The sequence below is a fragment of the Corynebacterium sp. HMSC072D12 genome (assembly GCF_001813925.1).
In the GTDB taxonomy this organism is placed as follows: Bacteria; Actinomycetota; Actinomycetes; order Mycobacteriales; family Mycobacteriaceae; genus Corynebacterium; species Corynebacterium aurimucosum.
The window spans coordinates 62,626-82,580 of sequence record NZ_KV814384.1 but is presented as its reverse complement, the minus strand read 5'-3'; the positions used below and the strand labels follow the sequence as shown (position 1 = coordinate 82,580).

The 19,955-nt window shown below is 61.5% G+C and carries 19 protein-coding genes; 5 read left to right on the top strand and 14 right to left on the bottom strand.

Annotated features, from left to right (window positions below):
* Positions 1-27: 27 nt before the first annotated feature.
* From def to pyrR, 13 genes are all read right to left on the bottom strand, one after another.
* Positions 28-537, bottom strand: coding sequence for a peptide deformylase (gene def / locus HMPREF2943_RS01320; protein ID WP_070643449.1), 510 nt, complete (start codon positions 535-537; stop codon positions 28-30).
* A gap of 95 nt (positions 538-632) precedes the next feature.
* Positions 633-2,675: a primosomal protein N' gene (locus HMPREF2943_RS01315; RefSeq protein ID WP_070710602.1), complete on the bottom strand. Its 2,043-nt coding sequence runs from the start codon at positions 2,673-2,675 to the stop codon at positions 633-635.
* Between the two features lie 11 nt (positions 2,676-2,686).
* Positions 2,687-3,910, bottom strand: coding sequence for a methionine adenosyltransferase (gene metK / locus HMPREF2943_RS01310; RefSeq protein ID WP_070444927.1), 1,224 nt, complete (start codon positions 3,908-3,910; stop codon positions 2,687-2,689).
* A 115-nt stretch (positions 3,911-4,025) separates the two neighbouring features.
* On the bottom strand, positions 4,026-5,285 hold the full coding sequence (coaBC, locus tag HMPREF2943_RS01305) for a bifunctional phosphopantothenoylcysteine decarboxylase/phosphopantothenate--cysteine ligase CoaBC (protein ID WP_070710601.1): 1,260 nt from the start codon (positions 5,283-5,285) through the stop codon (positions 4,026-4,028).
* A 163-nt stretch (positions 5,286-5,448) separates the two neighbouring features.
* Entirely contained in the window at positions 5,449-5,751 is a 303-nt protein-coding gene (rpoZ, locus tag HMPREF2943_RS01300) for a DNA-directed RNA polymerase subunit omega (protein ID WP_010186799.1), read from the bottom strand.
* 38 nt (positions 5,752-5,789) lie between these two features.
* Positions 5,790-6,359, bottom strand: a complete 570-nt coding sequence (gene gmk, locus HMPREF2943_RS01295; protein ID WP_070444933.1) for a guanylate kinase — start codon at positions 6,357-6,359, stop codon at positions 5,790-5,792.
* An 8-nt stretch (positions 6,360-6,367) separates the two neighbouring features.
* Positions 6,368-6,688: an integration host factor, actinobacterial type gene (gene mihF, locus HMPREF2943_RS01290; RefSeq protein WP_010186801.1), complete on the bottom strand. Its 321-nt coding sequence runs from the start codon at positions 6,686-6,688 to the stop codon at positions 6,368-6,370.
* Between the two features lie 270 nt (positions 6,689-6,958).
* Complete coding sequence (pyrF, locus tag HMPREF2943_RS01285) at positions 6,959-7,807, bottom strand: orotidine-5'-phosphate decarboxylase (RefSeq protein WP_070643437.1); 849 nt, start codon at positions 7,805-7,807, stop codon at positions 6,959-6,961.
* The gene (carB, locus tag HMPREF2943_RS01280; protein ID WP_070710600.1) at positions 7,791-11,132 is read right to left on the bottom strand and encodes a carbamoyl-phosphate synthase large subunit; all 3,342 of its coding nucleotides are present in this window, start codon (positions 11,130-11,132) and stop codon (positions 7,791-7,793) included. The genes pyrF and carB overlap by 17 nt, the downstream gene beginning before the upstream one ends.
* 30 nt (positions 11,133-11,162) lie before the next feature.
* Positions 11,163-12,326 carry a glutamine-hydrolyzing carbamoyl-phosphate synthase small subunit gene (carA, locus tag HMPREF2943_RS01275; RefSeq protein ID WP_070710599.1) on the bottom strand — a complete coding sequence of 388 codons (1,164 nt, stop codon included), beginning with the start codon at positions 12,324-12,326 and terminating at the stop codon, positions 11,163-11,165.
* 106 nt (positions 12,327-12,432) lie between these two features.
* Complete coding sequence (locus HMPREF2943_RS01270; RefSeq protein ID WP_070710598.1) at positions 12,433-13,821, bottom strand: dihydroorotase; 1,389 nt, start codon at positions 13,819-13,821, stop codon at positions 12,433-12,435.
* A gap of 44 nt (positions 13,822-13,865) precedes the next feature.
* Complete coding sequence (locus HMPREF2943_RS01265) at positions 13,866-14,837, bottom strand: aspartate carbamoyltransferase catalytic subunit (RefSeq protein WP_070710597.1); 972 nt, start codon at positions 14,835-14,837, stop codon at positions 13,866-13,868.
* Positions 14,838-15,428, bottom strand: coding sequence for a bifunctional pyr operon transcriptional regulator/uracil phosphoribosyltransferase PyrR (pyrR, locus tag HMPREF2943_RS01260; RefSeq protein ID WP_070444952.1), 591 nt, complete (start codon positions 15,426-15,428; stop codon positions 14,838-14,840).
* 160 nt (positions 15,429-15,588) lie between these two features.
* Here pyrR and HMPREF2943_RS01255 point away from each other — a divergent pair, with 160 nt between their 5' ends.
* The 5 genes from HMPREF2943_RS01255 to HMPREF2943_RS01235 are packed head-to-tail and all read left to right on the top strand — an operon-like array spanning position 15,589 to position 19,092.
* On the top strand, positions 15,589-16,986 hold the full coding sequence (locus HMPREF2943_RS01255) for a TIGR01777 family oxidoreductase (protein WP_070444955.1): 1,398 nt from the start codon (positions 15,589-15,591) through the stop codon (positions 16,984-16,986).
* Between the two features lie 28 nt (positions 16,987-17,014).
* Positions 17,015-17,530, top strand: a complete 516-nt coding sequence (locus HMPREF2943_RS01250; protein ID WP_070444958.1) for a YbjN domain-containing protein — start codon at positions 17,015-17,017, stop codon at positions 17,528-17,530.
* A complete protein-coding gene (locus HMPREF2943_RS01245) occupies positions 17,523-18,044 on the top strand; it encodes a YbjN domain-containing protein (RefSeq protein WP_070710596.1) in 522 nt (173 codons plus the stop codon). Before HMPREF2943_RS01250 ends, HMPREF2943_RS01245 begins: the two co-directional genes overlap by 8 nt.
* Entirely contained in the window at positions 18,041-18,565 is a 525-nt protein-coding gene (locus tag HMPREF2943_RS01240; RefSeq protein ID WP_070444964.1) for a hypothetical protein, read from the top strand. The genes HMPREF2943_RS01245 and HMPREF2943_RS01240 overlap by 4 nt, the downstream gene beginning before the upstream one ends.
* On the top strand, positions 18,562-19,092 hold the full coding sequence (locus tag HMPREF2943_RS01235; protein WP_070444967.1) for a hypothetical protein: 531 nt from the start codon (positions 18,562-18,564) through the stop codon (positions 19,090-19,092). The genes HMPREF2943_RS01240 and HMPREF2943_RS01235 overlap by 4 nt, the downstream gene beginning before the upstream one ends.
* A gap of 3 nt (positions 19,093-19,095) precedes the next feature.
* On the opposite strand, the gene HMPREF2943_RS01230 is transcribed toward HMPREF2943_RS01235, so the two are convergent.
* Positions 19,096-19,950 carry a PPK2 family polyphosphate kinase gene (locus tag HMPREF2943_RS01230; RefSeq protein WP_210399707.1) on the bottom strand — a complete coding sequence of 285 codons (855 nt, stop codon included), beginning with the start codon at positions 19,948-19,950 and terminating at the stop codon, positions 19,096-19,098.
* Positions 19,951-19,955: the final 5 nt, after the last annotated feature.

Genomic DNA, 19,955 nt, shown 5'->3' with positions numbered 1-19,955 from the left:
CGCGCTGGCGTCAGAGCGTGCGCGCGGCTATGAGTTAAACCACTCCGCTTGGCGGATGGTCTTCATAGATTCCTTGCGCAGTTCGTCGCTCAGGCGCTGGAGGAACAAGACACCATCCAGGTGATCTGTTTCGTGCTGTATGCAACGCGCCATAAGCCCCGAAGCCAGCATCGATACAGGTCGGCCCTGCGGGTCGTAGCCGCGCAGACGCACCGTGGAGAATCTTTCGGTGGGCTGCGAAATACCTGGGATGGACAGGCAGCCCTCAGTTCCTAACTGCATGTCCTCCCCTACCGCTTCCCACTCTGGGTTGATTACCGCACCGCGCAGGCCGCTTTGAAAGTGTGAGCAATCGAAGACGAAGATGCGCTTGGTCACACCAATCTGGTTGGCGGCTAATCCGACTCCCCCAGCATCTTCCATGGTTTCCAGCATGTCCTGGGCCAAGCGTTCCAGTGACGGCCCGAACTCGGTGATTTCCTCGGCACGGGTGGTCAGGACCGGATCGCCATAAAGGCGAACCTCGCGCACAGTCATAGTGGTACTCCTCGAGGGCTAAACAGTGTGTCGGCTACCGAGAATAGTTCACCTCCAGCAGCGCGCGCCCGCTAGGGGTGAAAAGAACGCAGCCCTTAACCGATGTTGATTGGGTCCACGGTGATGCGCAGCGGCAACACATCCTTGCGTGCACTGCGCACGGAATTAGCCCTTCTCAAAGCCTGACCGAGCTCTGAACGCGGACCTAGTGGGGTACGAATCAATAGCCGCTGCGGCTCACCGCCGCGTTCATGGTCATAGTCACCTGGCAGGCTCACTCCCGGCGGCAACGGGACGGGCCCGAGTAGCTCCGCATGTTCCGGCAGTTCCGCCAACTCCAAAAATGCATCGAGGGAGGCATCGGCGCCGTCGACGGCCGCCATATGCACAGCAGGTGGAAAGCGTACCTCGCGGCGTGCCTGCAATTCCGCTGCTGCAGCTCCCACCATGTCCCAGCGGCTCAAGAAGCCCACGAGTGGCAGTTGCTCATCGGCAGCAACGATCACCGCACCGCCGTCGCGTGCCGGCGCGACGAGAGTCGCAGCAGCCGCCCACTTGGCCAAAGTGTCCTCCGTGGCTCGCAGATCCTGGCGGCCCAGCAGCGCCCCGGTTTCCACCAAGAGGGCGGCGCCGTAGTGCCCACCCTCCGCGATGCGCGGTTCCGCGCCCGGTGTAGCGATAACCAGCGCGGGACCGGTAGGGATCTCATCGAGGATGGTGGATCCGCCCGACTGAATCACTCGGGTGTTGGGAAATGCGCGGCCCATCTCCTCCGCCGTGCGTTCCGAACCCAGCACGATGGCGCGCAGCCGCGGCGAGCCGCAGTCGGAGCACCGATAATGAGCGTCAACGCGCCCACACCACCGGCACGTCGGCAGCGCAGCCGAATCTGTTGATTCATCCCTCGAAGCACCAGCGGAAGGCAGACCCAAGGGGCCATTGCAATGACGGCAACGCGCCGGGGACGCGCAGTGCCCACAAGCCAAAATCGGCGCATAACCCTTACGCGGGACCTGTACGAGAACGGGCTCACCGCGGTCGAGCGCCGCACGTGTGGCCTGAAATGCCGGGCCGCTGACAGCCGTCGTCCCGCCCTGCATGTGGCGGGCCAGATTAATCCCGTACGCACCCACCGCAAGGATGTTGGGGCGTCTCTTCTCCAGCGCTGTGTCGCTAGGTAAAAGATCGTGGGCCCACCCCGATTCAACAAGCAACTGGGCTTCTGCGGTGCGCGCATGGCCGGCGAGGACAAGGCTGCAGCCTTCCTGTGCCGAGCGGGTGCTAAGCACCTCCCTCGAATGGGCATAAGGCTTGAGGTTATCCACCAAATTATCGTCGCCGTCATTGAGGACAACGGCCAGCTTGAGGCCCTTGACTGGGGCAAAGGCTGCGGAGCGAGTACCGATGACGATCCGTGCTTGACCAGTTAAGGCGGAAAGATAGCGACGATAACGGGCCTGGGGCCCAGTACTGTGCGCGAGGACAGTGATTTGTTTGGCAGAAACGTGACGGCGAAACGCCGCCTCTAGGCAATCCAAGTCACGCTGATCGGGGACGACCATGAGCACGCCCCCGCCCTGCAGGGCCACGCTGGTTCCAAGGGCTGCCAAAGCACCGGCCCAGTCTTCCCCGGGTGCTATCTGCCAGGCTGCCCGGGCAATGTGCCCGGACAAGATCGAATCTACGAAGGACTCCCCGTGCTGGTAGCCCGACCACGCGGAAAGATCCGGATACTCGGCAGTGCCAAGTTCCTCCCACGGCGTATCCACGTCTGCTTCTTCGGCCTTGGCGTGGCGCGCCGGGATCGCGGTGCGAATGATGTCGGAGCGCACGCCGCCATAACGAGCCGCGAGGGATTCGATGAGCGCTGACATTGTCGGGGTGTACACCGCATAAGGAGAAATGACGCGATCAATATAACGAAGCGAACCCGCATAGTCGGAATCGCTAGCCCGCGACAACAAGATGGCGTCAACCAGACGACCATTGAAGCGGATGCGCACCCGCACTCCGGGCTGAGCAGCCTGTGAATCCGATTCATCAATGAGGTAGTCGAATTCTCGGTCCAAGTGGGCCACCCCTAACAAAGGCAACACCCGCGCGACCGGTTGTTGGGCGGCGGGTGTCTTCTTGGGCATAGGGCCCGATTCTACAGGCCGGCGGCGCGACGCAGGCTGTCGGCTCGCGAGGTGTCCTCCCACGGCAGATCGACATCGGTACGCCCGAAGTGTCCATAGGCTGCAGTCTGACGATAGATTGGACGCTGCAGGTCGAGCTCGCGAATAATCGCGGCCGGGCGCAGGTCGAAGACCTTATTCACCGCTGCCTGAATGTCAGCGTCGCTCAAGCCCTCGTGGGCAGTGCCGAAGGTCTCCACATACAGGCCGACCGGCTTTGCACGTCCAATGGCGTAGGCAACCTGCACCTCGGCACGGTCAGCCAGGCCAGCGGCCACGATATTCTTAGCCACCCAGCGCATAGCATAAGCCGCGGAACGGTCCACCTTGCTTGGGTCTTTACCGGAGAACGCACCGCCACCGTGGCGGGCCATGCCACCGTAGGTATCCACGATGATCTTGCGGCCGGTCAAGCCCGCATCACCCATGGGCCCGCCCAGAATGAAGGAGCCGGATGGGTTGATGAGAAGCTCAGTATCTTCGGTGTAGTACTGGCCCAATTCAGCATCGTTCACGACCCACTCGACGACATGGGTGCGAAGTTGCTCGGCCAACCACTCCTGGGTCACATCCGGATCATGCTGCGTGGAGATCACGATCGTCTCCAAGCGCGTCGGCACATCATTTTCGTCGTAAGCGAAGGTGACCTGAGTCTTTCCGTCGGGACGGAGCGAAGGCACGATACCTTCCTTGCGGACGTGGGTAAGACGGCGCGAAAGGTGGTGGGCCGTCGAAATCGGCAGCGGCATAAACTCTGGAGTTTCATTCGTTGCGTAGCCAAACATGAGGCCCTGATCACCAGCGCCATACTGGTCATCATCCTCAAACGTCCCCGAACGTACCTCTGTGGAGGCGTCGACGCCGGCCCCGATCTCCTGGGACTGTTCACCAATGGCCACGTTGACGCCACAGGTGTGGCCATCAAAGCCCACATCGGAAGAGGTAAAACCGATCTCTACAAGGGTCTTGCGGACGATCTGTGGGATTTCAACATAACCGGAGGTGCGCACCTCGCCCACGACGTGGACTTGGCCCGTCGTCACGAGAGTCTCCACAGCGACGTGGGCGTCAGGATCTTCCTCCAGGAGGGCGTCAAGAATGGCGTCTGAGATCGCGTCACAAATCTTATCCGGATGACCTTCTGTCACGGATTCGCTAGTAAAAAGGCGCACCGCCTGAGCAGCTTTATCAGTCACAAATCTTCCTTAAACTAATTCCGCGCGCCGTGGGCAGGACTTCGCCTCACCCACGCCTCGGCTGTTAACACCGCCCCATCGTAGACCAAGCGGTCTATAACTGCAAGAACGAGCGCTACTTTTCCAACAATTCATTCACCGCATCAAGAATCTGTGCGGCCACAACTTGCTTTGAGCCCGGGGCAACCACCACTGGGTCGGAAGAGCGACGAAGGATCCACCCGGCACTCGTGGCTTGGCCAAAGACCTTGCCCTCTCCGACCTCATTAGCCATGAGCACATCGCAGCCCTTCTTCACAAACTTCTGCTGGGCATACTCGAGCACGCTAGTAGTCTCATCACCAGTCTCCGCAGCAAAGCCAACGATGATTGCCTCGCGCTTAACTTCACCATTCTCACGCCGCTGCACCAGACCCTTGAGTATGTCCGGGTTCTCCACGAGCTCAAGGCTGGCCAAGTCCTCGTCTGCTGCGCCCTTCTTCATCTTCGAATCCGCCACGGACGCGGGACGGTAGTCGGCAACAGCCGCGGCCATGATAATGATGTCGGCATCGGCAGCTTCGCTATTCATCGCCTCCTGCATATCCCGCGTCGATGTCACGCGCACCACGGAAGCGCCTGCAGGGATGGGAAGCGCTTCAGTGTTTCCAGCAACAATAGTGACATCCGCCCCGCGTTGCGCAGCGATCTCCGCCAAGGCAAAACCCTGGCGTCCAGAAGAACGGTTGCCAAGGTACCGCACTGGATCGAGGTTCTCTTGGGTACCTCCGGCAGAGATCACAACCTTCCGGCCCTGCCAATCATGCTTCACGCGATGCCCCGCGATAATCGTACGAGCAAACTCCGCTATCTGCTCTGGATCCGGCAGGCGGCCGGCACCCGTATCGGTGCCGGTGAGTCGGCCATGCGCCGGCTCCATCACGGTGATACCGCGCCGGCGGAGCGTTGCCACATTGTCCTGGGTTGCCGGGTTCAGCCACATCTCCGTGTGCATGGCGGGGGCAATGATGACGGGGCACGTAGCAACCAGCACGGAAGCGCTCAAAAGATCATCGGCGCGGCCACAGGCCAACCGGGCGATAAGATCCGCGGTGGCAGGAGCGATGACGACTGCATCAGCCTGCTGCCCCAAGGAAACGTGTTGGACCTCATCCACGGCATCAAAGACGGTTGTGGAGACCGGGTGTCCTGACAAAGCTTCGAAGGTGGCCGCCCCAACGAAGTTCAATGCGGCCTCCGTGGGAACGACGCGGACATCATCGCCCTGTTCTTTAAAATCCCGAATAAGGTGACACGCCTTATAGGCAGCAATGCCGCCTGCCACGCCGATAAGGATTCGGCGGCCCCCTGCGGGCTTGGTCGACGCAGGTCTCAACTCTGAACTATCTGGGGTTTTCTGTACGTCCTTCACTCGGCCGATAGTACCCAAGACACAGCAAACCCACCGAAGCGCCTAGAGAGACACTTGGGTGGGTTTAGATTCAGAATGGCGCTAAGGCACTTTAAGAAGCTGCCTTTTTGCCTTCACGATGAGCAGGCTAGTTGCCTTCCTCGTGGTCCAGCAGGCCAGCGTCAATCTCGCGGAGGGCGATGGACAGCGGCTTCTCACCCGGTTCCGGGGTTACCAGTGGTCCGACGAACTCGAAGACGCCTTCATCCTGTTCCTGGTAGTAGCTGTTGATCTGGCGTGCGCGCTTCGCAGCGAAAATCACCAGAGCGTACTTGGACGAGACCTTGCCCAGCAGTTCATCAATCGGCGGATCGGTAATACCCGTCGGCGGATCGAATACTGGCTCCGGCTTCACGGCCTCAGAATTGGCAGGTGTGGTCACGTTGGTCACATGCACCTTTACTGTTGGTAGATGGTCAAAATCGTGGTCTATCCACGCAGGATAGCACTAATTGCAGCAACGGCCTCATCGAGATCTTCATTCACAACGATGTGGTCGAATTCCTTTTGCGCGGCAAGTTCCGTCTCTGCAGTATGCAGTCTGCGGTCAATGACATCCTGCGGTTCGGTCCCGCGCCCAGTTAGGCGCTCAACCAGAACTTCCCAGGATGGTGGGGCGAGAAACACGGTTTCCGCCTCCGGCATCGCCGCCTTCACGTTGCGGGCGCCTGCAAGATCAACCTCCACCAACACCGGACGGCCGGCCACCATCGCTTCCTGCACCGGCTGAGCCGGCGTCCCGGAGCGCTGCAAACCACCGTGGATCTCAGCCCATTCGAGCATGTCACCGGCATCAATATGTTCTTGGAAAGCCTCCGGGGAGACAAAGAAGTAATCCACCCCATCAGTCTCGCCGGGGCGGGGTTGGCGCGTCGTCATTGAGACGCTGAAGTAGAGGTTGTCAACATCATCACGCAGGCGCGAAACCACAGTGGACTTACCCACAGCGGACGGCCCGGCCAGAACGACCAGGCGCCCGCGTGCAGTTTCGTCAGCCATTGTGCTAATTACTCGCCGTAGCCGAAACGCTCGAGCAGGGCGCGGCGCTGACGGTCACCCAGGCCACGCAGGCGACGGGTCTGAGCAATCTCCAGGTCCTCCATGATTTCCTTGGCCTTGACCTTGCCAACCTTCGGCAGAGCCTCGAGGAGAGCGGAGACCTTGGTCTTGCCGATGATCTCGTCGGTCTCGGCCTTCTCCAGAACTTCCTGCAGGTTGGTCTCGCCGCGCTTCAACGCAGCCTTGAGCTCAGCGCGAGCCTTGCGGGCCTCAGCGGCCTTTGCGAGAGCTTCTTTGCGCTGCTCATCTGTCAACTTGGGAAGGGCCACGGGTTTCCTCCGATTTCATTAGTACGAACATTGTCATCTGATGGCTAGCACCAGAATCTCGGCTCACGGTGGGAAGATTTCCCCAGCGCGGGATAGCTTTTGCTACCTCCACGAACCGACTTCTGGCAATCCTAGCACTGGTCTGTACGCGGTGACGCAACGCGGCCCCTTTCATTTAAAGGTTCCTGCACGTCAACGCACATGCCTTAAACAAAATACCAGGTAAACAGCGCTCCTGTTAATCCAGCACGCCGCTACCTGGTCTGAGTATTAGTCCCGGAACTCCGCCGCCGTATCCACCACGGCTTTCCGCAGTTCAGAGGCATTAGGCCCCTGCGAAAGAATAGCCCTGGAGACGTTAGCAAAGCCCAGTTTGGGTGCCGCTGCGGTGAGTTGCCTTACATCCGCGGGTGTTGCGCCCTGGGCGCCGACTCCCGGCAGCAGCACTGGACCGTTTAATTGGTCTAATGCAGGCGGAGCTTCCACCGTCGCGCCCACGACCACGCCGAGAGCACCCACGGTGTTGTCTGACCCAGCCGCAGACGCATTGCGCTGCGCAAGCTCATCGACGACTCGTTGCGCCACGCTGCGGCCGTCGACACTCAACGACTGCAACGCCACGGCCTCCGGGTTGGAGGTCGCCGCAAGGACGAAGACCCCGCGTCCAGTGTCCTCCGCTAGGTCGAAGACTGGGCTCAAAGCGCCCACACCGAGGTAGGGCGAGACCGTCACAGCATCGGACCGCAGCGGCGAGTCCTCCCCCAGCCAGGCCTGTGCGTAGCCCGCCATGGTGGAACCGATGTCACCGCGCTTCGCGTCCGCTAGGCTCAAACAGCCCTGCTCTCGAAGGCCCGCCAGGGCCTCCTCGAGTACAGCGAAACCGCGAGAGCCGAAACGCTCAAAGAAGGCCACCTGCGGCTTCACCACCGCCGCGGTCTCCGCGAAAGCCTCTACACAGCGCAGCGTAAACGTGCGCAGACCATCCACATCAACCGACAGGCCCCAGGCCTCCAGCAAGTGCGGGTGGGGGTCGATGCCCACGCACAGGCGCCCGCGCTCCGCACCGGCTGCCACGAGGCGCTCGCCGAAAGACGGCGTCTTCCTAGTTGGCTGGGTCATGCTTAAGCTCCTGCAGCGCGCGTACCTTGAGGTCTCCGCGGCGCAGGGCTTCGATGCCCTGCACGGCTGCGGTCACGCCTTGGACGGTGGTCACCAGTGGAACACCCACGGATACCGCAGCGGCGCGGATGTCATAGCCATCGTGACGGGCGCCGGCGGAGCCTGCCGGGGTGTTGAGGATGAGGTCGACCTTGCCGCCGAGGATCTGGTCCACGATGGACTCCTCACCCTCCCCAGCTTCCGAGACCTTCCGGGCCACCTCGCACTCGACGCCGTTGCGGCGCAACATCTGCGCGGTACCGGCAGTGGCCACGATGGTGTAGCCCATGTAGGCCAGGCGCTGAATCGGGAAGATAAGGGTGCGCTTATCGCGGTTGGCCACGGAGACGAACACGGTGCCCTCGGTGGGCAGCTCACCGAAGGCGGCCATCTCACCCTTGGCATAGGCGGCACCGAAGTTATCAGCCAAGCCCATCACCTCGCCGGTGGACTTCATCTCTGGAGAAAGCAAGGTATCCAGCAGCTGGCCGTCGGGGCGACGGAAGCGGTTAAACGGCAGCACGGCTTCCTTGACCGCAATCGGGTGCTCCAGCGGCAGGGAACCACCGTCGTAAGTGGACGGAATGATGCCTTCCTCGCGCAGCTCCGCAATGGACGCACCCAGCATGACGCGTGCGGCAGCCTTAGCCAGCGGCACGCCGGTGGCCTTGGAGACGAAGGGCACGGTACGGGAGGCACGCGGGTTGGCCTCGATGACATAGAGAGTGTCATCCTTCAGGGCGTACTGAACGTTCATCAGGCCCTTGACGCCGATGCCGTGCGCTAGGCGACGCGTCGACTCCCGCACCTTCTCAATATCCTCCGGCCCCAGCGTCATCGGTGGCAGCGCACAGGAGGAGTCACCGGAGTGGATACCTGCTTCCTCGATGTGCTCCATGACTCCGCCGAGGTAGACCTCCTCGCCGTCACACAGCGCGTCGACGTCGATCTCAATGGCGTTATCTAGGAAACGGTCGACCAAGACTGGGTGATCCGAGGTGATCTCGGTAGCGCGCTCGATGTAATCGCGCAGCGAATCCTCGTCGTAGACGATCTCCATGCCGCGGCCACCCAGCACGTAGGACGGGCGGACCAGCACCGGATAGCCGATATTCGAAGCGACCTGGCGGGCCTCCTCAAAGGAGGTAGCGGTGCCGAAGGCCGGTGCAGGCAGCTCGGCTTCGGCAAGCACCTTGCCGAATTCACCGCGGTCCTCGGCCAAGTCGATGGCAGCGGCCGAGGTTCCCACGACCGGAACGCCGGCAGCCGTTAGGCGCTCAGCCAGGCCCAGCGGGGTTTGGCCACCCAGCTGAACGATGACGCCGGCAACTTCACCACAAGCGGCCTCCGCGTAGTAAACCTCCATGACATCCTCGAAGGTCAGCGGCTCGAAGTAGAGACGGTCGGCGGTGTCATAGTCAGTCGACACCGTCTCCGGGTTGCAGTTAACCATGACCGTCTCGTAGCCCTCACGGGAAAGCTCGAGGGCGGCGTGCACGCAGGAGTAATCAAACTCGATGCCCTGGCCAATACGGTTCGGGCCGGAGCCTAAGATGATGACCTTGCCCTTGGTCTTCTCGCTGCTCTCGCGCACCTCGGACTCAGCGTTCGGGTCCATTTCATAAGCGCTGTAGTGGTACGGGGTCTGGGCTTCAAACTCGCCCGCACAAGTATCAACGGTCTTGTACACCGGGCGAATGCCCAAAGACCAGCGCAGGGAGCGCACGCCATCCTCACCGGCGAACTCTGGGCGAAGAGCCGCGATCTGGGCGTCGGACAGGCCAAAGACCTTAGCGCGGCGCAGTAATTCAGCGTCCAGGACTGGCGCGCTCACGAGCTCCTCGCGGAACTCAACAAGCGCCTCAAGCTCGGCGAGGAACCACGGGTCGATGTGCGAGTGCTCGTGCAACTGCTCCACCGTGGCACCGAGACGCAGAGCCAGCTCGACATCGTAGATGCGGCCCTCGGTCGGACGCTCCAGGTCCTTGAGAACGGCCTCCACGTCCGTTGCGCGCTCCCCAGCGAAGTACTCATCCGGCTTGGTCCAGAAACCAGAAGGCTTGCCCTCCAGCGAGCGCATGACCTTGTTCAGGCCGGAAATATAGTTGCGGCCGATACCCATGGCCTCGCCCACAGACTTCATCGTGGTGGTCAGAGTGTCATCGGCGCCCGGGAACTTCTCAAAAGCAAAGCGCGGGGCCTTGACGATGACGTAGTCCAGAGTCGGCTCGAAGGCCGCCGGGGTCACGCCAGTGATGTCGTTGCGTACCTCATCCAGGGTGTAGCCAATCGCCAGCTTGGCTGCCAGCTTGGCAATCGGGAAACCGGTGGCCTTAGAGGCCAGCGCGGAGGAGCGGGACACGCGCGGGTTCATCTCAATGGTGATGATGCGGCCGTCATCCGGGTTTACAGCGAACTGGATATTGCAGCCGCCGGTGTCGACGCCGACCTCGCGGATGATGGCGATACCCTGGTCGCGCATCTTCTGGTACTCGCGGTCAGTGAGGGTCAATGCCGGGGCCACGGTCACGGAGTCACCGGTGTGGACGCCGAGGGCGTCGACGTTCTCGATGGAAGCGATGACCACAACGTTATCGTCGCCGTCACGCATGAGCTCGAGCTCGAACTCCTTCCAGCCCAGGATGGACTCCTCGATGAGGACGTTCGCCTCCGGTGAGGCAGCCAAGCCACCGCCGGCAATGCGCTCAAGGTCCTCTTCGTTAAAGGCCAGGCCGGAGCCCAAGCCGCCCATGGTAAACGATGGGCGTACAACGACCGGGAGGCCAAGCTCGGAAACGGTCTCGTGGACCTCCTCCATCGTGTGGCAAACACGGGAGCGCGCGGATTCGCCACCGATGGAGGCCACGATGTCCTTGAATTTCTGACGATCCTCGCCGCGCTCAATGGCGTCGATATCAGCACCGATGAGCTCGATATCGTACTTCTTGAGGATGCCCAGCCGGTCCAACTGTACCGCGGCGTTCAGAGCGGTCTGGCCGCCCAGGGTTGCCAGCACGGCGTCGATGGGGTTGCCCTCTTCCTTTTCCTTCTGGAAGATCTTCTCGATGAACTCGGGCTCGATGGGCTCCACATAGGTGTGGTCGGCGAACTCCGGGTCCGTCATGATCGTTGCCGGGTTGGAGTTAACCAGCGTGACGCGCAGGCCTTCCTCCTTGAGCACGCGGCAGGCTTGGGTGCCGGAGTAGTCGAACTCGCAGGCCTGACCAATAACAATCGGACCGGAGCCGATAACCAGGACGTGATTGATGTCGTTGCGCTTTGGCATGTGTTTCTTCTTCCTTTTCCTGGTTGCGTTCTACTTGTTCGGGGACTTTTCAGTCATGAGCTCGATGAACTGGTCAAAGAGCGGGTTGGCATCGTGTGGGCCGGCGGCGGACTCAGGGTGGTACTGCACGGAGTACGCCATGCCATCCTTGAGCGCAACACCTTCGATGGTGTTGTCGTTGAGGCAGGTGTGGGAGACCACTGCCGGGCCGAAGTCGGTATCGAATTCCTCGCCGGCCGGGTCTTCCTTGCCCGAGGGGCTGGCCAAAGCAAACCCGTGGTTCTGGGAGGTGATATCGATCTTTCCGGTCAGCTGGTTGCGCACCGGAACGTTGATGCCGCGGTGGCCGAACTTCAGCTTGTAGGTGTCCATACCCAGCGCACGGCCGAGGATCTGGTTGCCAAAGCAGATGCCGAAGAAGGGGTACTTGGCAGCAAGGATGTCGCGCACGATGCCGACCATGGTGTCAGCGGTAGCCGGGTCGCCCGGACCGTTGGAGACAAACACGCCGTCTGGGTTGTACTGCTTGATCGTCTCGAACGGGGTGTTGGCGGGAACCACGATGGTCTCGATGCCGCGCTCGGCAAAGTGCTTCGGGGTGGCGGTCTTGACTCCCATGTCATAGGCCACGACGGTAAAGCGCTTCTCCCCTACGGCTGGGAAGGTATAGACCTCATCGGTCGAGACTTCTTCGGACAGGTCAAGGCCGGCCATGGAAGGTTGGTTCTTGACCTCAGAGATGAGTTCCTCGACGTCCCGCTCAGTCGCCTCGCCCGAAAAAATACCGGCCTTGATGGAGCCGTGATTGCGCAGGTGGCGCACCAAAGTGCGGGTATCGATTCCCCCAATACCAATGATTCCCTGCTTCTCCATCTCCTCCGGCAGGGAGCGGGCGGCACGCCAGTTGGAAACGCGGCGGGCCAGATCACGGATAACTAGGCCGGCAACCCAGATCTTGTCGTCATGGGACTCGTTGTCCTCATCGTTCCAGCCCGTATTGCCAATCTGCGGCGCAGAGGCGACGACGATCTGGCGGTGGTAAGACGGGTCCGTCATGGTCTCCTGGTAGCCCGTCATGGCGGTGGTGAAGACGGCCTCGCCCAGAGTCGTACCGGTGGCGCCGAAGCCGAAGCCTCGGAAGGTGCGGCCATCAGCGAGGACCAGGATGGCGGGGGTGGTGGTAGTGGAAGTCACTGTGTGTTGAACCTTTCAGTGAATTTTCTCGGTGAAGGGTTGGTTGTGTTGGGGACGTGCGTTGGTTACTTAAGTGTCGAGCAACTCTGATTGTCGATTATCCCGATTACTTGGCCGCCTCGCTGGCGCTTTCAGCCGCTAGGTCGTAGGTCACCGCGCCACGCAGGATGGTGTAGGCCACGCGTGCACCGAATTCCTCCCCCTCATAGGGGTTGTTCTCCGACTTCGAAGCCAGACGCGTGGAATCCGATACCCACTTGTGCTTGGGATCGACGATGGTGAGGTTGGCTGGCTCGCCCACCGCAATCGGGCGGCCATGACCAGGCAGGCGAGTAATCTCTGCCGGACGCTCCGACATGACGCGGGCGACGAAGCGCCAGTCGGCCAGGCCGGTGGCGACGAAGAGCTTGGCGATGACTGCCAGGGAGGATTCCAGTCCCAGCATGCCTGGCTTAGCGTGCTCGAACTCGACACACTTGTCTTCGCTGCCGTGCGGAGCGTGGTCTGTGGCCACGACGTCGATAAGCCCGTCAAGCAAGGCCTGGCGCAGGGCCAGGGCGTCGGATTCCTCGCGCAACGGTGGGTTGACGCGGTAGACGCCGTCGTAGGTCACCAGCTTGTCATCGGTCAGCAGCAGGTGGTGCGGGGTCACCTCGGCGGTCAGCGGAATGCCCTGTTCCTTGGCCCACTTGAGCAGCTCCACGGTGCCCTTCGTCGAAGCGTGGCAGATGTGCATGCGGTTGCCGTAATCACGCGCGAGTAGGGCGTCGCGGGCGACGATGGATTCCTCAGCGACGCGCGGCCAGCCGCGCAAGCCCAGGCGGGCGGCGACCTCGCCCTCGTGGGCGCTAGCGCCTTCGGTCATGCGGTGGTCTTCTGCGTGCTGCGCCAGCAGGACGTCAAGTCCCTTCGCATATTCCAGGGCACGGCGCATGAGCTGTGGGTCCTGGACGCACTTGCCGTCGTCGGAGAACATACGCACCTTGGCGTCCGAGCGGGCCATCATGCCAAACTCGGTCAGGGTCTTGCCCTCGAGGCCCTTCGTGATGGAGCCGACCGGATGGACGTCGCACAGACCACGTGCCTGGCCCTTGGCCCAGACGGACTCGGCGATGATGGGCTGGTCCGTCACCGGTGAGGTGTTGGCCATGGTGAACACGGCGGTAAAGCCGCCCTTGGCGGCAGCGCGCGAGCCGGTTTCGATGGTCTCGGTGTCCTCGCGGCCCGGCTCACGCAGGTGAACGTGCATGTCCACCAACCCCGGCAGCAGCACGTTGCCGCCACCGTCGATAGTGCGGTCCACCTCAACTGCCGGGGTCACGGCCCCGGCGTCCCTGGCGTCCCCGGCATCGGCGGCAGTGCCGATGGCCTCGATAACGCCATCCTTGATCAGGATGCTGGTGGGTTCGCCCTCGCCATAGGGGCGAACGTTGGTGATGAGTAGAGTGCCGGCCGCGGGAGCAGAGAGCACGCCGGTGTCTGGATAATTAGTCATGGTTTCTGAAAAGCTCTCCTCGTTGGTATGTGAGATAACTCGATTTAGATACCGGCGTTCTCGCCGTTCGTCAGCAGCGTAAAGAGGGTGGCCATGCGCACATGGACACCGTTGTTGACCTGCTGGAGCACTGCGGTGTTGTCAAAGTCAGCCACGGCATAGTTGATCTCCATGCCACGAACCATGGGGCCTGGGTGCATGATGATGGCATCCTTCTTCATGGCCGCGGCGCGGTCCTTGGACAGCCCGTAGAGGGCGGCGTATTCGCGGTGCGAGGGGAAAAAGCCGCCGTTCATGCGCTCTGCCTGAACGCGCAGCATCATGACGACGTCCGCCTCCGGCACCTCGGCGTCGAAGTCATGGGAGACCCGCACCGGCCAAGTGTCCACGCCGAAGGGCAACAGTGTCGGCGGAGCGACGAGCGTGACCTCGGCTCCCAGGGTGGACAACAGGTCCACGTTGGAGCGCACGACGCGGGAGTGCAGGCAATCACCAACGATGGTGACTTTCAGTCCCTCGAAGCCGGTGCCTGCAGCGGAGCGATCCGCTCCTAGGTGCAGGCGCTGGCGCATCGTGACGGCGTCGAGAAGCGACTGCGTGGGGTGCTGGTGAGAGCCATCGCCGGCGTTGATGACGCTCGGCCCCTGCCCTTCAGGTGCCACCCAGCCGGCGAGCTGCTGCGCCGCACCCGAGGAAGGGTGGCGCATGATGATGGCATCTGCGCCGATCGACGTCAAAGTCAACCCGGTGTCCTTGAGGGACTCGCCCTTCTTGACCGAAGACGTCGACGCGGAGAGGTTGATGACATCAGCCGACATCCACTTACCCGCCGTTTCGAAAGAAGAACGGGTGCGGGTGGAGTTTTCATAGAACAAGGTGAAAACGGTGCGCCCGCGCAGCGTGGGCAGCTTCTTGACTTCGCGGCCTTCGAGGGCTTCCCGGAAACGGTCGGCCTCATCCATCAGCCCAAGGATCTCCTCGGCGCTGTGGTCGGCGATATTAATGAGGTGCTTCATTTATGCCTCCTTGCCGGGCTGTGCAGTGAAGCGGGTGAGAACGACGGCATCGCGGCCATCGATATCAGCGTTGTACACGGTGACGTCCTCGTCGCGCGCGGTGGGAATGTTCTTGCCCACGTAATCAGCACGGATGGGGACCTGGCGGTGTCCACGGTCCACGAGGACTGCGAGTTGGATGATGTCGGGACGGCCGATGTCCGCGAGGGCATCGAGTGCGGCACGGATAGTGCGGCCGGAGTATAAGACGTCGTCGACAAGAATCACGGTGGCGCCGTTGATGCCGCCGTCGGGCACCGTCGTAGGCTGCAATGCACGGTGCGGGCGGGCATAGAGATCATCGCGGTACAGCGTGATGTCTAGGGAGCCCCAAGGAACCTCCACCCCGGAGAATTCCTCAATTTTTTCGGCAAGGCGCTGCGCCAACGGCACGCCACCAGAGGGAATGCCTAAGAGCAGGACTCGAGCGGAATCACTCGAATCTAGCGCTGTCTTTTCAATGATCTGGTGCGCGATGCGTGCGACAGTGCGCGCGACGTCTTTCGAGCTCAACAGCTCGTTGGACTCCGCGTGGGTGCCGGTTTCACTCATCGTGACCTCCTTCCCCGCCTCACGGTGCGGTCTTTAAAGGATGTCGGACAATGGTTAAAAGGACTTGTCTATGCTTGAAAGCCAGCACTAACCATAGCACTCTTCAGGCGTGCTGTGTACGCCCTCGCACCCCGAATCTTTTGAGGCAGGTCCCTAGACAGTGAGTTTTACTACCCAGCACGTTGTTCCAGCCCCGCGCGAAGAGGTTTGGCAATGGCACACCCGCCCGGGAGCGCTCGCGCGCCTCACCGCGCCTTTCGGTTTCATGACTCCCCTGCAGCAGGCTGAGTCATTAGCTGATGGGACTTCTATCTTGGGGTTTCCTGGTGGTTTGAAATGGGTCGCCCGGCATGATTTGAGTAGGTACCAGCCGCGGCGTTCTTTCGCTGATGTCTGCATCAATGCCCCCTTCCGTTCGCTGGCCAATTGGCGCCACGAACACGTCTTTGAAGACCACCCAGAAGGCACGCTCATCACCGACAAGGTGGACACCCGCATCCCCACGGGGGCAGTGGAATCGATTTTTGCCTACCGGCAGCAGCAGCTCATTGAGGATTTTCGCTTTGCTCAGCGGCTGGGTGCTCTCAACGCCGAGCCCCGCACAATAGCAATAACTGGTACGCACGGCACGGTAGGCACTGCTGTGGCCGCACAGCTCGGCACCTTGGGCCACACCGTCATTCCGCTCGTGCGCTCTAAACCAGGTGCCGGCGAGCGCCTGTGGCGGCCTACTGTGCCCGCCAAAGATTTGCTGGACGGCGTTGATATCCTCATCCACCTGGCCGGCGAGCCGATTTTCGGGCGCTTTAATACCGCGCACAAGGAAGCTATTCGGGATTCACGTGTAGGCCCTACTCACCTGCTGGCGCAGCTGGCGGCCGAGACTCCCTCCGTGACTGCGATGGTCTGTTCTTCCGCTATCGGTATCTACGGCCCGGACCGGGGCGATGAAGAACTGACCGAAGGCTCGGAGCGCGGTGAGGGCTTTTTGGCCGATGTCGTGACGGCGTGGGAGGATGCTTGCGCGCCGGCACGTGAGGCCGGGAAACGAGTAGTGAACCTGCGCACCGGCATCGTGCAATCTGCCAACGCGGGAATCCTGCCGCTGCTGCGGGCGCTGTTTTCTACTGGCCTAGGCGGTGCATTTGGCAAGGGCAGCATGTGGAATAGCTGGGTTGCGCAGGATGATCTCTCAGATATGTTCGTCCGCGCCGCCCTCGACCCTGCCTGGAGCGGTGCCATCAACGCGGTCTCTCCCACCCCGGTGCTCAATCGCGATTATGTGGATGCCCTCGGCTCACTCCTTCACCGGCCGACCGTCATCCCCATTCCCAGCGTTGGTCCAGCGCTACTGCTGGGTAAGGAAGGTGCGCGTGAGCTGGCACTGGCCAACCAAAAGGTCCTTCCCACGCGCGCGGAAGCGCTGGGCCACACCTTCCGCTACCCCGACATCGCTCCAGCGCTCGCCCACGAGCTCGGTGGCGAAAAACTCGTCGAGGCCCCCACCTGCGCACCCGGGGAAGACGGCTCCGGTAGTGTCGGGGCCGGAAAAGATTAAGAAAAATGTAGCGAAGTGAGTAGAAGAATTGACGGACACCACTAACCATGACCACGCACAGCAGCGCCAGCTGCAGCCTGACACACCCATCGAAGAAGTCAGCCTCGAGCGCATAGCGGAAATCTTTGAGTCAGAAGGCTTGGAATACCGCATCGAAGAGCAGAAGACTCAAGACGGCCAAACGGTCAACCTCTTGCGCACCGGCTTCTCCAACGCCGCCATCGCCTTCCAGCTCGTTGGCTCCTCTCTCATCGTCGATTCCGTATGGCGCGGCTCTGTCCCCGCCTCCGAAGGCCCTGCGTTGCTCATGCACATCAACGCATGGAACCAGGACCACTTCACGCCGACGTTCCGCTTCTTCGAAGCGCCAGACAACGCTTTGGCGGTCTCTGGTGCACGCGATCTGGACGTGACCCATGGTGCATCCCGCAACCAGCTCGGCGCGTTCGTCATGTCCACCCTGGATGCTGTGTTGCAATCCTTCGAGTGGATGGAACAGCAGTACCCGCAGCTTGTCACCTGGAAGGAGCACAACCATGACTAATCCGACAACGCCTACCGCCGAGGATCCGCACGCACTGCCGGATGTCACCCTTGACCGCATTATCGAGGCAATGAAGACCTTCGACATCGTACTCGAGCCGGTCACCGGTCGCGACGACGCCGCGACCGCTAATCTCAACGGTCTGCCGTGCATGTTCGCCGTCCTGGAGAGCGTTGCTATCGTGCGCTGCGATGTTCCGACGGACGTCAACTATGCCAAGGCAGACGCAGGTCTTTTCTTGGCCGCTAACCAGATCAACTCCGTGGCTATGGGGGCACGCGCCGTCATTGGTGACTTCGATGGCATGCTGCTCGTACGCACCGAGGCTGACATTCCTTGCGCGGCCGGAATGACCGATGAACAACTCGCGGCCGCACTGCGCGCCTCTGTGGACGGCGTCATCAACGCCCAGAACGCCATGGTCGCCGCTGCCGAAGAAATGGCCAAGCTCGGTTCCGAGTCAGCCGCGCAGGCGGGCGAGGGGGCCGAGGGCGCTCAGGGTGAGCAGCAGTGACCGATCTCCACGTGGTTGAGCCGGTCACCATCGACCGGTTGGCGCAGTTGTGCGAGCTTATCGCCGCCGACTATGCACTCATCGAGGCAACCCCAGAGCCAGAAGACGACGCTGACACTGGCGCCGACAGTGCCGATTCCGCGCGCCGCGTGCTGCAGACCGGTGTCCCCCATATCGCAGTGCACTGTGAGCTCGACGCTGAAGGCGAGGTACTCAGTGCCTTCGCCTCGTGGGAGGGCACTCTTCCAGCACACCTCGAACCGGAGGTAGCCGCCGTGGTGGCGGAGCTGAACTGGGCCAGCGTTGCGCCCACCCTGAACTTCCTCGTAGAAGAGGATGCGAAGGGTAACGCGGAGATCCACCTAGGCGCCAACCGCGCCATGGGCGTGGGCGAAGGCCTCTCCTTGGCTCAGCTCGGCCATTTCCTGCTGAGTTCACTGGCCAGCTTCGCTGAGATCTTCGACGTCGTGGCACAGCGCTTCCCGCAGGCTGTCACCTGGGATAAGGAGGAGCAAGCATGAGCCAGGACCCACATCAGAACCAGAATGCATCCGGCAGTTCCGATCCTTTCGACATTCTCTCCGGGTCACCGCTGGCCGCCGTCGGCCGGGACCGCGTGTTGAGCGTGCTCAACGGCGCCGAGCTGGATATGGCAGCCACCGCGCACCCAGAAGATGCGACAACCGCAGTTGCCCGCCTCAACGACCTTGACTGGGTCATCACCGTGGAAGAGGGCCTCGTGCGCATCGAGAGCGTGCTGTCCACACAGCTCAATGCGGAGATGCTCCCCATCTTCCATGTGCTCTGCAACGAGTTCAATTCCGGTGCTTTCGATGGGCGCGCGCTCGTTGGTTTAGCTGAGGATGAGGTTGAGCTGCGCGGTGATGCGTGCTTCGTCACCACCGCTGGTCTGAACGAGGACCAGCTCTTTCACGCGCTCAACCTCGGCATCATCAACGCGCAAGAAGCGCTGCTGTCTGTTCTGGATGCGTTTAACGCCGCCGCCCGCGAGCTGGCCAGCGACGTCGATGGCACAGAGAGCGACTAGCTCTTAGTCAGCGTCCTTAATACGCTGGCGCTCGACTTCCGGATCAAAGTCGGGCGCCGGCCATTCCAGATCTAGGTGGCGCAGGAGATCCACGATGAGAAACTTCAGCGCCATCCGGGCATACTTCTTGTTATCGGTAGGAATGACGTACCAGGGCGCGTAGTTTTCATCCGTGCGCTGAATAGCATCCTCGTAGGCCGACATGTACTCATCCCAATAGGCGCGCTCCTCCACATCAGCCGGGTCGTATTTCCAGAACTTATCTTCCCGCTCCGTGCGGTCCAGCAGATTTTCCTTCTGGGCTTCCTTGGACAAGTGAAGGAAGATTTTAATGACCTTGACTCCCCTGGCCGTTAATTCCAGCTCATAGTCACGGATGGCCTCGATGCGCCGATCCACCTCTTCTTCATCCACCCACTCGTGCACGCGCTGAATGAGGACATCCTCGTAGTGGGAGCGGTCAAAGGCCACGATTTGTCCCGGCTGCGGGTCATGTTTGCGGATGCGCCACAGGAAGTCATGCTCTAGCTCCTCTTCGGTGGGTTTACCGAAGCCGACGGTCGTGGTTCCTTGCGGGTCGAAGGTGCTCAACACGTGGCGGATAGCACCGCCCTTGCCCGAGGTATCCATGCCCTGCAGGACGATGAGCACCGCCGGGGCGTCCTCACCGTAGCTGCGGCCGTTGGCAAAAAGCCGCTCCTGCAGCTCATAGAGCTCATCGTCATACTTGGAGAAGCGGGCGTCGAGCGCCGCTTTATCGCCGTCGAAGCCAGGCGTTGCCGAGGCATCAACCGAGTCAATCTGAAAATTTTTGCCAGCTCGCAGGGCGAGCGCGTCCTCAATCTTGAATTTCGCCATGGACT

What these genes read in the sequence shown, in the direction of transcription:
- def (WP_070643449.1), bottom strand. Translation starts at nt 537, where the DNA reads ATGACTGTGCGCGAGGTTCGCCTTTATGGCGATCCGGTCCTGACCACC.
- HMPREF2943_RS01315 (WP_070710602.1), bottom strand. Translation starts at nt 2,675, where the DNA reads ATGCCCAAGAAGACACCCGCCGCCCAACAACCGGTCGCGCGGGTGTTG.
- gmk (WP_070444933.1), bottom strand. Translation starts at nt 6,359, where the DNA reads ATGGCTGACGAAACTGCACGCGGGCGCCTGGTCGTTCTGGCCGGGCCG.
- pyrF (WP_070643437.1), bottom strand. Translation starts at nt 7,807, where the DNA reads ATGACCCAGCCAACTAGGAAGACGCCGTCTTTCGGCGAGCGCCTCGTG.
- carB (WP_070710600.1), bottom strand. Translation starts at nt 11,132, where the DNA reads ATGCCAAAGCGCAACGACATCAATCACGTCCTGGTTATCGGCTCCGGT.
- HMPREF2943_RS01270 (WP_070710598.1), bottom strand. Translation starts at nt 13,821, where the DNA reads ATGACTAATTATCCAGACACCGGCGTGCTCTCTGCTCCCGCGGCCGGC.
- HMPREF2943_RS01265 (WP_070710597.1), bottom strand. Translation starts at nt 14,837, where the DNA reads ATGAAGCACCTCATTAATATCGCCGACCACAGCGCCGAGGAGATCCTT.
- pyrR (WP_070444952.1), bottom strand. Translation starts at nt 15,428, where the DNA reads ATGAGTGAAACCGGCACCCACGCGGAGTCCAACGAGCTGTTGAGCTCG.
- HMPREF2943_RS01245 (WP_070710596.1), top strand. Translation starts at nt 17,523, where the DNA reads ATGACTAATCCGACAACGCCTACCGCCGAGGATCCGCACGCACTGCCG.
- HMPREF2943_RS01235 (WP_070444967.1), top strand. Translation starts at nt 18,562, where the DNA reads ATGAGCCAGGACCCACATCAGAACCAGAATGCATCCGGCAGTTCCGAT.
- HMPREF2943_RS01230 (WP_210399707.1), bottom strand. Translation starts at nt 19,950, where the DNA reads ATGGCGAAATTCAAGATTGAGGACGCGCTCGCCCTGCGAGCTGGCAAA.